Raw genomic sequence first — 13,144 nt, forward strand, 5'->3', positions numbered from 1 at the left:
GAGGCAGAGGAGTCAGACTCCTCTGCCTGGGAATCATTTGAAATAGGCGTGGCCGTAGAACGTATTCGTTCCATCCAGCTCATATCCGGCCAGGTCCGCATTCACCAGATACTGTGACGTGTACTGGAACAGCGGGATCACATAGACATTCTCGTAATAGAGATATTCTTCTGCTTCATGGCACTTCGTGATGAATTCTGCCGGATCGGCGATCTGCTTGATATCCGCTACCATCTGATCGAACGTCGCATCATCCACTGCTGCAGTGACCTGAATTCCTGTGGTCCAGAGATCGAGGAACTGGATCGGAGAATCACCTGCGGAATATCCGTAACGGGCAATCTCGAAGTCGCCCTGATCGAGCTGATCATAGAAGACGCCGGACTCGACTGCTTCGAAGTCTACCTCGATTCCGACTGCCTGCCACATCTGCTGCAGGACCGTCGCAACATCACCGTGGATGCCGGAGTTCGAATACTTGTAAGTGATATGCAGCGGGTTGCTTTCATCATATCCGGCGGCTGCCAGCAGTGCCTTGGCATCATCCGGATCATACGAAATCATGTTTCCGGCATCTGCTGCTTCCTGATCACCTTCTTCACAGTAATCACCGTGATTGCCGGAAAATCCTTTCGGAACATAGCCATACATTGGCGGATAGAAGCTCTCGCCGCCTAGCACGTCAGCCAGAGAGGTCTTGACAATCGCTTCCGCACATTTCATCAGTCTTTGCTTCTGACCATCTCTTGCAGTCAGAGAAGCTGGTCGCTAAATTCTCTATACATTATTTCTGACCATTTTGTCCCTAGGAGTGGCATCTTAAGAAAACTCTGTTTCTTGTCATCGACAGAGTCATTCAGAAAAATCATGAAACCGCAGAAACAGTATCAGTCAGGACATAAAAAAAGACAGATCTGCGTATCACAGGTCTGTCTGAGTTCTGACTACTTCTGTCTTGCCTTCATCAGGATAATTCCGCTGCAAGATCCGAGTGTGATCTCATCCTGATCTGTCTGAATGAGTTCCGGCATCGTCTCTTTCAGCTGAGCGATGTTCTCAAGCATGGAATAGCCGGAAGTATCCGTGCGGTAATGCATCAGGATTGCAAGCTTCGGTTCGACCCGCTCAATGATCGCACGGGCAATCCGGGAGTCGATGGTATAATAGCCGCCGCATGGAATCATGATCACATCCGCATGATGAAGACGGCTGATTTCCTCGATGTTCAGCATTCTGCCGAGATCTCCGAAATGCACGATCTTCTCACTGCTGTTTTCCAGGATCCGGATCTGATTCATGCCGCGCTTGGTGCCATTAGCGTCATCGTGCGGGACGATCAGCGCGCTTTCTTCATAAGGGCTGTGCAGCTTCCGCCTGTTCATCTGGATGAGATGGGCAGCGTTATGGTCTTCATGAGGATGGCTGACGAATACTTCATCAGCGGTAATCGTGCGGGGAAGCTTCAGTCCCGGCACGCTGTAGTCTTCATAGGGATCGAACACGGCACTCCAGCCGTTATCTGCTTCCAGGCGGAAGCAGGAATGTCCGTAATAAGTAATTGCTGTCATAAGAACCTCCTGAAACAGCAAAGGAAGGGTTTCCCCTTCCCTGCACTGTCTGTTTACTTGACCTGGATGATCTTCATCATGTTCGCAGAACCCTCGCCTGTCGGGTACCCGGCGGTGAGGATGATCAGCTGACCAGGCTTGATGCCGTAACCCTTTGCGAACAGGCATGCCAGGTCATCATCATTGGTCATATTATTCTGCACATCCGAGAAAATCGGAGTCACGCCCCAGTAGCTTTCCAGCTTTCTCTGGGTGCTCTTCGTAAATGTAATTGCAAGAATCGGAACACATGGACGGAATTTGGAAATTCTGCGGGCCGTCGTGCCGCCCTGGGTGAAGGCAACGACTGCACCGACATTCTCGAGGGTCAGGGTTGCATCGGATACGGAAATGCCGATCGCATCCTGAATCGTGCGGTTGCTGGAACGCTTGGAGATTTCCAGACGATCGCGGTAAGGGATGATGCGCTCTGCTTCTTCGCAGATCTCAGACATCATCTCGCAGGACTCTACCGGATATTCGCCGGCAGCAGATTCAGCACTCAGCATGACGCCGTCGGAACCATCGAGCACTGCGTTGCAGACATCAGAAGCTTCTGCACGCGTGCAGCGCGGATTGTGGGTCATGGAATCCAGCATATGCGTAGCAGTGATCGCCGGCTTGCCGATGATGTTTGCCTTCTTGATGATATTCTTCTGATAGACCGGAACCATCTGGGTCGGTATTTCCACGCCGAGATCGCCGCGGGCAACCATGACGCCATCAGCAGCTTCCAGAATGGAATCAATGTTGTCATAGCCTTCCTGGTTCTCGATCTTCGCGATGATCTGGATCTTCGGTTTTCCTTCTTCAATCAGAATCTTGCGGATCTGGTTGACATCGCTTGCCCGGCGGGTGAAGGAAGCGAAGATGAAATCGACATCATTCTCGCAGCCGAAGCGCAGGTCTGCTTCATCCTTTGCAGAAAGGAACGGCATCGAAAGCTTGACACCAGGCACGTTGCAGCCCTTGCGGGAGCTGATCGGTCCGTTGACTTCGACACGGCACTTGAGCTCATTGCCGTCATTCTCGAGAACGGTGAGCCTCATCTTTCCGTCGTTGATCAGGATATAGTTGTTCGGTTTCAGATCATCAAAGAGCTCCGGGCAGTCGATATGGAAACGCTCATGCGTTCCTTCGATCTCGGCTTTCTCCACATAGACAATCTCGCCTTTGTGATATTCCTCGACATCATTCTTGAAGACGCCGCAGCGGATTTCAGGTCCCTTGGTATCCAGCGCAACGGCCAGATTGATTCCGCTCGTATCGCTGACTTCACGGACTCTCTTGATTCTCTCGAGGTGCTCTTCATGCGTACCATGAGAGAAATTCATGCGGGCAATATTCATGCCGGCATTAGCAAGCTTGAGGAGCGTATCCTTGTCTTCGCTTGCCGGGCCGATGGTGCAGATTACTTTCGTTTTCTTGAATAAGTGATTCTTCTGATCTTCCATTTTGAGATCCCCTTTCAGCTGATTCTATACCAGACGATCAAACAGTCTGTAGAGACGCTTGCGGCTCTGCCGCGGGCGCTCCAGCGCTTCATTGATCGGCATGGAGGTAATGCAGTTATCGATGATTCCGACACACTGACCGCCGATCCCCTCCATCAGGAGATCCACAGCCTTCTCACCCATCATGCTGGCAAGCATGCGGTCCTTCGGAGTCGGGCTGCCGCCGCGCTGAATATGACCAAGCACGGTTGCTCTGCCGCTGAACCCTGTATTCTGCGAAATCTTCTTGGCCAGCGCATCCACATCCGTGATCTTCTCGGAGATGATGATGATCGCATGGTTCTTATGCACCGCTTCGCCAAGATATCTCAGTTTCTCCAGCACTTCGAGCTCATCATAGCCGGTCTCCGGCGTGATGACCATCTCCGCACCGCAGCTGATTGCCGTATATAATGCGAGATCGCCGCAATGATTGCCCATGACCTCGACCACACTTGCCCGATGATGTGAGCTGCTCGTATCTCTGAGCTTATCGACACACTCGACGCACGTATGCAGAGCTGTATCAAAGCCGATCGTGAAATCCGTTCCCGGAATATCATTGTCAATCGTTCCCGGCAGACCGATGCAGTTGATTCCTCTCTGCGTCAGCGCCAGCGCTCCGCGGTAGGAACCATCGCCGCCGATGACGACCAGGGCATCAATACCGCTCTTCTTCATCGTCGCAACGCACCTCTCCTGCACTTCATCTTCCTTGAACTCCGGAAGCCGCGCCGAACCAAGCTTCGTTCCGCCGCGATCCAGAATGTCCGAAACGGAAGAACGGGTCATTGTCTCAAAATTCTCATCCAGAAGTCCCCGGTATCCGTCCCGTACACCTACCACCTCAATACCGTTGCTGAGCGCAACGCGGGTGACCGCACGGATCGCTGCATTCATTCCAGGGGCATCGCCGCCGGATGTCAGAATCCCAATCTTACGGACCATTCCGCTATCCTCCAAATCGCCCTTATTCTACCATTATTCTGTGGATTGATAAAGATGACGACGATCGTTCCCAGCAAGGAAAACCGGTTCTGCAAGTACCCGGATCCGCTCCATGATCCGTTCTGATTCCATCACATCCTCATTTCCCTTTGAGCTGACGGTGAAATGATCCTTCAGAGACGTGAAGTCCTCGTTGGACGTGAACCACGTCATGCGGTGATTCTGCATGCGTGCATCCAGTACCGACAGCAGCAGAGACCTTAACCGATCCGTCACTTCTTCCGAACCGATATCATCCAGAACCAATAGGTCTGCAAACTTCATCCTGGACACTTCCGTGCGGAACTCGCCGGAATAGTACGTCGCATTGACCCGGTCTGCCCAGGACGGAACATGCACGAATGCAGGCCGTCCATCAAAGCCAGCAACATAGTTCGCCGCACACGCCGCCAGATACGTCTTGCCGGTACCCATCGGCCCGTAGAGATAGATTCCCTGATGATTCTCGCAGGCAGTGCTGACCTTCAGAACTGCATCTGTGTACTCCTTTGATTCTCCAGACATCCGGATCTCCCGGAACCGGACGCAGGAAAGCTCCTCGCCGAGATCCGAGATCAGGTAATTGGAAAGATGCGCAGTCTTCTGCTCCGCTTCTCGTTCATACGGGCACGCCTGCATCGTCTCCTGCAAAAGACCGTCATAGGACAATCCCATGCGGTATCCCTTCCGCTTCTGCCGGCACTCGGAAAGAGCCTTGCAGCCAAGACACGGCGCTACTTCTTTCCGCCACCGCTTGAACGTATAGGCCCTATCTTCCAGAACGCTTTCCGGAATCTCTTCCTTCTCCAGCAGTTTCTTCACTGCCGGATCTTTCTTCAGCGAGGCAATCAGTTCCTGATCTTCCCGCAGTTCTTTTTCCGTCTTTTCCGGCATCCGGAACTCTGCTTTCTGCATAACTTATTTCCCCATTCTCTGAAGCTGCGCTTCCACAGACCGTGCTTCTTCTTCGCTGATCTTCTGTTCCGAAGCTGAATCCGGTTTCTGATAATATGCCGGCAGCACATTGCGATGCGGAGTTCTGCCGCTCTTATAGCCATTCATCTTCTTCGTTTCCGCAAGTGCCGTCTTCCGGTCATTCACGCCATCTCTTGCCCATTGCGAAGCAACGCTGTCGACAAACGACGGAACCAGCCGGTTTCCGCTCGTATTCAGCACATATTCCACGAGAATATTGATGACTTCTGAGCTGAAATGCATATCAAGCGACAGATGCTCGAGAATCTTCTTGTCGCCAAGCGTGACCTGGGCTCCGTTCTGCTTCGATTGCAGAAACGAAACCGGCGGAAGCTCATACGGATCCTTGACTTTCCTGACTTCTGTCTTCGCCCTTGCGCAGTACAGCTTCAGCTTCTCTTCATCAAACGTCATCGTGCTCAGATTGCATGCTCTGCTCACGCAGATCAGCATCTGATCCGGAGATATTCCGTAGATGCTGGCCAGCTGTCCGATCAGCTTCATGTTCTCCTGCGTTCTCAGTTCCACCGGGAAGATCAGATTCGTCGCCTTCTCGAGGAAGGACTGATAATCAAACGAGATCGAGACATCTTCCCCGCTGAACCGGTAGCGCGGCTTCACCTGCTGGAATGTCACCTCATTGTCATAATCCCTCAGCACGGAATGCGAGATCTTTCTGGTGATGTCTTCATATCCCTTCAGGTTCGTTCCAGTCATGAACTTTCCTGCACTCAGTTCCGCATTCTTTCTTCCCAGTGCCTGAACAAGTCTTGCATAGAACTCCCGGTTCTCCAGAAACAGAGAAGGAGACAGCGGCGCATTGAGATGATACAGATAGCTGTTCTTCGAATCGCCTTTCAGCACATAGCTTCTCACCAGCATCATCTCTTCCAGATGGATTCTGGCCCGTTCAATCTCATCTATCGAACGATTCAGAATCGCGGTCAGCCGGCTGTGCGGCTCCAGCGTCTTCTGCCTTCTGCCCTCGCTGTGCAGGGTCAGATACAGCATCACCGCATCCATGCCCACAATCGGCTGATACAGCGAAACAAGCGAAGAAATCCCATCCTCGCTCAGAAATTCCGTTCCTTCTGTCCGATACGTATCTTTCGGATCAAGCTCCATGCCGTTTCACCCCGCGAAGTTCTTTCAGAACTGCTCCGACTGTCTGATTCAGTTCTTTCAGGCTGCCATCATTGTGAATGATGTAATCCGCTTCTGCAAGCTGCTGCTCCTTCGAAATCTGAGAACGCAATCTTGCCTTGGCATCTTCTTCCGTGAAATTCCGGTATTCCACGAGCCTCTTCACTGCTGTTTCATCGCTGCATGTCACAACGAGGACCTCATCGAAATACTTCTCCCAGCCTGCTTCATACAGCAGAGGAATCTCAGCAAAGACGAGCGGATCTTTCTCATGACTGTCAAAGAATTTCTGCAGACCTTCCAGCACAAACGGATGCACGAGTCCATTCAGGGCATGCCGCTTCTCTTCAGAANAGAACACGGTCGAGGCAAGCATCTTCCGGTCGATCTCCTCATGATCATCCAGGATCTCCGTTCCGAACGTCTTCACGATCTCTGCATAGACCGGCTGATCCCGGTGCATGCAGATGCGGCTGTAATGATCCGCATCAAATACCGGCAGATGCCTTCTCCTTAACAGAATGGATACCGTCGATTTGCCGGAGCCGATCGTTCCGGTCACTGCAACTTTCTTCATGAATTCCTCCTAGTGCTGACAATGCGGGCAGTAGTAGCTGCTTCTGCCGCCGATCCATTTCATGCGGATCTCATTTCCGCACACCTTGCATACTTTCTGTTCATGGACCATGCACTCCAGCTGAAACCTTCCGGTAACCCCGAGACTCGATGTATAGGAACGGATCGTCGTTCCGCCCGCCGCGATCGCTCTCGTCAGGATTCTTCTCGTTTCCGTGACCAGATTTTCCCGGTCTTTCTTTGTCATCCTTGCACAGCTTCTGCCCGGGCGGATGCCGCAGGCAAAGCAGATCTCATCAGCATAGATATTGCCGATGCCTGCCACGAAGTGCTGATCGAGCAATAATGACTTGACCGGCTCTTTTCTGCCCTTGCAGTACTCCCTGATATAGTCCGCATTGAACGAATCCCAGAACGGTTCCGGACCAAGTCCATGAAACGTCAGGAGATCCGTATCCATCGGCAGTAAATTCATCCTCCCGAATTTTCTCGTATCCCGATAGCGCAGCTGTCTTCCGTCATCCAGCTGGAAGATCACATGCATGTGCCGGTCCAGCGGTTCTTCCGGGGCCTGCAGATAATACTTGCCTTCCATGCGCAGATGCGACAGGAACAGCACGGAATCCATATAGAGCAGCAGATACTTGCCACGTCTTTCAAACGTGCGGAAATGCTGTCCGATCAGCGTTTTCCGAAACTGGTCCGGATCGCATTCGAGAATCATCGGGGTCCGCACCGCAACATCCTCGATCTCTCTGCCCTGGATCTGATGTTCCAGCGTGCGGACGACGGTTTCTACTTCAGGCAGCTCCGGCATCACTTCGCCTCATACCAGTCAGAACCGGCCGCACACTCCACGGTCAGAGGAACATCCAGCTTCATCGCATTGCACATGCCGTCAGTCACGAGCTTCGTCATCAGCTCCACTTCTTCCTTCGGCACATCAAAAATCAGTTCATCATGAACCTGGAGAATCATCTTCGATTTCACATTCTGCTTCTTCATCTCGGCATCGATCTTCAGCATCGCGATCTTGATCAGATCTGCCGCACTGCCCTGGATCGGCGCATTCATCGCGGCCCGCTTGCCGAACTCCCTCACCATCCGGTTCTTGTCATGAATCTCCGGAATCTCACGGCGTCTGCCGCAGAGCGTCGTCACATAGCCATGTTCCTCGCAGAACTCGACAATCGAATTCATATAGGTGCGGATCTTCGGGAATTTCTGATAATACGTCTCAATAAAGTCGGCTGCTTCCTTGCGGGAAATGCCGAGCTGTTCGGCCAGGCCGAAGTCGCTGATGCCGTAGACGATGCCGAAGTTGACGGTCTTGGCACGGCGGCGCTGTTCCGGGGTCACGTCTTCCGGACGATCGATTCCGAACACATCCATGGCAGTCTTCGTATGAATGTCGACGCCATTGCGGAATGCTTCGATCATCGAAGTCTCGCCAGCCATGCTTGCAAGCATGCGCAGCTCGATCTGATGGTAGTCGGATGAAAGCAGCACGCAGCCTTCTGAAGGCAGGAATGCCTTGCGGATCACTTTGCCCTGTTCATCGCGGACGCTGATATTCTGCAGATTCGGATCGCTGCTGCTGAGTCTTCCGGTCTGGGTTGCACACTGGTTGTAAAGCGTATGGATCTTTCCATCACTGCAGATGAAGCGCTGCAGTCCTTCTGCATACGTTCCGTAGATCTTCGAAAGCTTGCGGTATTCCAGCAGCTCGCCGATGATCGGATGGAACCCGTTGAGCTTCTCGAGAACATCTGCACTCGTGCTGCGCTTCTTCCCGCCCGGAAGACCGAGCTTGTCAAATAACACTTCCGCAAGCTGCTTCGGGCTGTTGATATTGAATGGTCCGCCTGCCTCTGCATAGATCGAATCCTGCAGGCGGTCCATCTTCTCTTTCATCTCTGCAGAAAGCTGACCGAGCGTCTCCTTCGAGCATGTGATGCCGGTCTCTTCCATCTCATAAAGGACTTCTGTCAGCGGCATCTCCATATCCCGGTACAGCGAATCCATCAATGACTCATGAATCTTCGGCATCATCTGTTCAAAGATCGCGTAGATGCCTGCCGCATTCTCGCACGCAAACTGCACGGCATCAGAGAGATCCGCAAGCTTCGGTCTGGCCTTTGTGCCGTAGATATCTTCCCGCTTCTTCGTCGTCTCAATGCCGCAGGCTTCATAGATCTTCTCCGGAGAAGTCAGGGAACTGTCGGCCAGGGAAGCAGCAATCATCGCATCTTCTGAAAAAGCAATCTTCAGCTTGGTGCGCTTGAGCTGGTGCATGGCCCGCTTGACATCAAAGCCGATCTTGGATGGCTGATTTCCGGCAAGATAGGCAAGAAGCTTCTGATCCTGCTCTGCATCTTCCAGTGAAATATAATAGGACATCTTCCCATCCGAGAGAGCCAGGCCGCTGATGGCTGAAGCATAGAACGGTTCCTGATCGCCATCGAGGTACACCGCCAGCTGCCGTTTCAGGAAGGATTCCGGAATCTCTTTCACTGCTTCATAAGTCTTTTTCGGAGCTGCAGATGGATCGGAAGACTTCTGTTCTTCCAGAATTGCCTGATACTTTCTCACCAGGCTGTTCATATCGACGCTCTCGAAAAAGCGGATCAGCGAAGCATAGTCCGGTTCGAACCTGCAGTCATCGGCCGTGAAGTCCAGCGGAACATCGCGCCGGATCGTCGCCAGGGTCTTTGAGAGCTGTGCAGAGGCGTGATTGTTCTGCACCTTCTCGCCGAGCTTGCCCTTGATTTCATGATCATGGGCAAGGACTTCTTCCACCGTTCCGTACTGCTGCAGCAGCTTGACTGCCGTCTTCTCGCCGATGCCCGGAATGCCCGGAATATTATCGGAATGATCGCCCATCAGGCCTTTGAGATCGATGATCTGCGCAGGCGTGATGCCCATCTCTTCCTTCATGGCTGCAGGCGTCATCGGCGCCATATCGGTCAGCCCCTTTTTCATCAGCATGACCGTGGTCGTATCATCGACAAGCTGCAGAAGATCATGATCCGAGGTCAGAATCACCGTCTCATAATCCGGAGAAAGCCTGCTCATGGTGCCGATCAGATCATCTGCCTCGATATCCGGCATTTCCACCCAGCGAATATGAAAGCCGTCCAGATAGTCTCTGGTCATCTGAAACTGCGGCACGAGATCATCCGGAGCCGGTTTTCTGCCGCCCTTGTAGTCCGGATACAGATCATGGCGGAAAGTATGCTTGCCCGCATCAAATGCCACCAGCATCGAATCCGGCTGAACCAGATCGATTGCCTTCTGCAGCATGCTGGCAAAACCGAAGACCGCATTGGTCGGAATTCCTTTGGAGCTTGTCATCTTCTGTCCGTAGGCTGTCGCATAATATGCCCTGAACAGCATCGAGTTTCCATCTACCAGCAGTAATTTCTTCATAAAATGCCTCCGTCCTTCATTCTACCATAGCCAAAGAACAGCCGCCCGCAGGCAGCTGTCCTGATGTTTCTTCAGTTTGCAGGATCGGCAGTCACCGTTCCTTCATTCTCGACTCTCGTGATCCAGTCGGTATTGCTCGAAGAAGTCACTGCCCCCGCATCTGGCGTGAAGGTCGGAGACGGCGTATCGAGCGGATCCGTCAGTTCCGCAGAAGAAGTATCGGTTTCCTGCTGCGTGTCATTGGTGTCGGCTGTCTGGCTGTCAGAAGCAGCTTCCGTAACCGGCCGGTCTTCCACCATCGTCTGCAGTGTGCTCAGATTCTCATACATGATCGAGAGATAGTCCTTGCCTGCTCCTTCATCATCCGCGGGCAGGCTCGACAGATTGCTAAGCTCGACTCTGGTGAGTCCGAGATCGTCTTCGATCCGGTTGAAGAGCTCGATCATATCATCCGTCATATTCGGTTCGTACACGATATAGCGCACGCCGTCATCCTGGATCCGCTGCTCGATCACAGCCAGCTGTTCTTCATTCGGCAGAACGCCGTACTTGGATAAGATGACCGGATAGACTTCAAAGCCATACGTTTTCTGCCAGTTGCCGAAGCTTGCGGTCATCGACACGAAGCGGATGACCTTGTTATTCTGCTGATTGCTGGTGGAAAGCGCCTGATATTGCGCATCGAGATTGATCAGATCATTCTCGAGACTTTCATAGTTTGTTTCGAACAGGGAAGTATCATCCGGATACGTCTCTTCAAGAAAGTCCCGGATATCCTTTGCCATCGACAGCATCGCAATGGGGTCGGTCCAGAGATACAGATCCTTCGTATCCGTGTCGACGAGATTGAATGCATCGCTCTTGTAGTAAGGACCCTCGACATAGGCTGTGCCCTCATCGGTGACGACAGCCGTATAGCGGGCAAAGTCATAGACGGCATTCATCGCCGACAGGTCGATCTGCGACGGCTGAGCCGCAGAGATCTCCGTGTTATACAAGGACAGATATGGTTCGAGTCTTCCGATATGCAGGAAGACGGAACTGTTTTCCAGAATGGACTGATAGTCGGCCTTCAGCGTGGACCGCTGCACGATCGTCTGTTCCTGGACGTTTTCTGCCGAAAGACCGCTGACATCGCTGATCAGCCGGCTGACCAGGTAGCCGACCGGATAGACGGTATATGCAATGACCGTCTTCTGCACCGCGCAGCCTGCCGTCTGGACCAGAAGCAGAAAGGAGGCAAGCATCATGGTCAGAATTTTCTTCATGCAGTTTCCTCCTTCTTCTTTGCAGAACTGTTGGTTTCGATGGCTGCCCGGATGGCCAGATAAATCGGAATGCCGAAGACTACGCCCTCCGGCCCGAGCAGAACGCCCCCGGCAAAGATGCTGAACAATGCCCAGAGCGGAGAAATGCGCACATTGTGCGAATGCACCATCGGTTCAATCAGATATGCATCAACCTGAGACAGAATCAGAATCAGCGCTACCAGCAGGATCACCTGGTGCGAAGGCAGCTCGAGTGCTGTCACGATGCCGATCACATTCACGATCGTAGGTCCGATATACGGGATAATCAGGCTGATTGCCGTCAGCAGGCCCATCAGCAGCCAGTCCGGATGGCGGACAATCGAATAGACGAGACAGTATTCCGCAAACCGCACGAACATCAGCACGATCAGCGAGCGGATATAGGACCCTAATTCCAGATCGATCGCATGGCAGGTCCGGACCGCCGGATCTCCAAAGCGGGACATCAGATTCCGGATCGAGACCTTTGTCTTATCATAGCCCAGACACATATAGATCGAGATGATGAACGTCAGAATGAAGTTCGTGACTTCCGCAAACGCACTGTTCAGAAGATCCGGCAGCTGGCTGGTCAGATTCGGCAGCAGATTCAGGGCGTTATTGAGCGAAGCGATGATCTGCCGCACGGCTTCCTGAAGCCAGTTCGGCACATCGTCCGCAATCCCGGCATAGGCATCATAAAGCGAATTGACCCCGGTGATCATCGAAGTGATGAACGAGCTAAGCCGCGAGATCACCATCGGAATGATCGTGAACGTCAGCCAGAGCAGCAGCACGAGAATCAGAATATAGACTACGGGAATGCTGACACGGCGGGAGATCTTCTTTTTTTCCAGCCACAGGATCAGCGGGTGGATCACATAAGCACCGGCAAAGCCGAGAAAAAACGGCCGGATGATCACACGGAATTTCACCCAGATGCCCTTCCACACGACATCCGTCGAACGGATCAGAAGAACCACCAGCAGGATCATGATGATCTTGATCAGCGTGCGGAACGAGACGTCCTTATCCAGTTTTTCAGCAATCCGGTTCCAGAAGTTCATATGCGCTCTTTCAGACAGTTATTTTAACATCCGCCACTGCTTTCTTCCACCGCAGAATGGAAACGGCTCCCTCTTGCTCAGAAGGAGCCTCCTGTTAATCCGTCAGCAATCCTTCCCTGCGGAAGCTGTAGACACCGTTGCTGGAAACGATCAGATGATCGAGCACCGGGATGCCCATCATCCTGCCTGCTTCGATGATTCTGGCAGTCGCATCCAGGTCTGCCTGGCTCGGGGCAAGCGTCCCGCCAGGATGATTATGCACGACTATCACATTCACGGCCCCATGAAGCAGGGCTTCCCGGAATACTTCCCGCGGACTGACCATGCTGGAATTCACGGTGCCGATGAACAGCGTCCTTGCTGAAAGAATATGATTCGCCTGATCAAGAAAGATGGCCATGAACTGTTCCTGATCGCCGCTGCCGATCTCCTTCTTCAGCCAGTCATAGAGTGTAGTGTCCGGTTTTTCCGCAAGGCAAATCCGGTATTGCCGGCATGGATCGTGGATTCTTGTATAAGAGGAAGAAGTTGGCAGAATCCAATCCCATTTTTGAACATTGATACTCAAGGGGATACCG

12 protein-coding genes are annotated in these 13,144 nt (G+C 52.6%); all 12 read right to left on the reverse strand.

Features of this window, described 5'->3' with window-relative positions:
* Nucleotides 1-33 precede the first annotated feature (33 nt).
* The gene (locus tag FYJ51_RS08015) at nt 34-723 is read right to left on the reverse strand and encodes an ABC transporter substrate-binding protein (protein WP_154504808.1); all 690 of its coding nucleotides are present in this window, start codon (nt 721-723) and stop codon (nt 34-36) included.
* Nucleotides 724-944: 221 nt separating this feature from the next.
* Nucleotides 945-1,568 (reverse strand): MBL fold metallo-hydrolase, encoded by a 624-nt coding sequence (locus FYJ51_RS08020; protein WP_205946249.1) that lies wholly within the window; start codon nt 1,566-1,568, stop codon nt 945-947.
* Nucleotides 1,569-1,621: 53 nt separating this feature from the next.
* Nucleotides 1,622-3,061, reverse strand: a complete 1,440-nt coding sequence (gene pyk / locus FYJ51_RS08025; RefSeq protein ID WP_105303996.1) for a pyruvate kinase — start codon at nt 3,059-3,061, stop codon at nt 1,622-1,624.
* A 24-nt stretch (nt 3,062-3,085) separates the two neighbouring features.
* Nucleotides 3,086-4,048, reverse strand: coding sequence for a 6-phosphofructokinase (gene pfkA, locus FYJ51_RS08030; RefSeq protein ID WP_105303997.1), 963 nt, complete (start codon nt 4,046-4,048; stop codon nt 3,086-3,088).
* Nucleotides 4,049-4,081: 33 nt separating this feature from the next.
* Entirely contained in the window at nt 4,082-5,002 is a 921-nt protein-coding gene (locus FYJ51_RS08035; protein ID WP_154504812.1) for an ATP-binding protein, read from the reverse strand.
* Nucleotides 5,003-5,005: 3 nt separating this feature from the next.
* The gene (locus FYJ51_RS08040; RefSeq protein WP_105303999.1) at nt 5,006-6,187 is read right to left on the reverse strand and encodes a DnaD domain protein; all 1,182 of its coding nucleotides are present in this window, start codon (nt 6,185-6,187) and stop codon (nt 5,006-5,008) included.
* Nucleotides 6,177-6,782 carry a dephospho-CoA kinase gene (coaE, locus tag FYJ51_RS08045; RefSeq protein ID WP_154504814.1) on the reverse strand — a complete coding sequence of 202 codons (606 nt, stop codon included), beginning with the start codon at nt 6,780-6,782 and terminating at the stop codon, nt 6,177-6,179. The genes FYJ51_RS08040 and coaE overlap by 11 nt, the downstream gene beginning before the upstream one ends.
* Before the next feature lie 9 nt (nt 6,783-6,791).
* On the reverse strand, nt 6,792-7,598 hold the full coding sequence (mutM, locus tag FYJ51_RS08050; RefSeq protein WP_105304001.1) for a bifunctional DNA-formamidopyrimidine glycosylase/DNA-(apurinic or apyrimidinic site) lyase: 807 nt from the start codon (nt 7,596-7,598) through the stop codon (nt 6,792-6,794).
* Nucleotides 7,598-10,210, reverse strand: a complete 2,613-nt coding sequence (gene polA / locus FYJ51_RS08055; protein ID WP_154504816.1) for a DNA polymerase I — start codon at nt 10,208-10,210, stop codon at nt 7,598-7,600. The genes mutM and polA overlap by 1 nt, the downstream gene beginning before the upstream one ends.
* 71 nt (nt 10,211-10,281) lie before the next feature.
* Nucleotides 10,282-11,478 carry a metal ABC transporter solute-binding protein, Zn/Mn family gene (locus FYJ51_RS08060; RefSeq protein ID WP_154504818.1) on the reverse strand — a complete coding sequence of 399 codons (1,197 nt, stop codon included), beginning with the start codon at nt 11,476-11,478 and terminating at the stop codon, nt 10,282-10,284.
* On the reverse strand, nt 11,475-12,566 hold the full coding sequence (locus FYJ51_RS08065) for an AI-2E family transporter (RefSeq protein ID WP_154504820.1): 1,092 nt from the start codon (nt 12,564-12,566) through the stop codon (nt 11,475-11,477). The genes FYJ51_RS08060 and FYJ51_RS08065 overlap by 4 nt, the downstream gene beginning before the upstream one ends.
* 94 nt (nt 12,567-12,660) lie before the next feature.
* A partial coding sequence (locus FYJ51_RS08070) for a JAB domain-containing protein (protein WP_205946250.1) occupies nt 12,661-13,144 on the reverse strand: 484 nt, incomplete at its 5' end.

This window comes from Stecheria intestinalis (genome assembly GCF_009696165.1).
Lineage (GTDB): Bacteria > Bacillota_I > Bacilli_A > Erysipelotrichales > Erysipelotrichaceae > Bulleidia > Bulleidia intestinalis.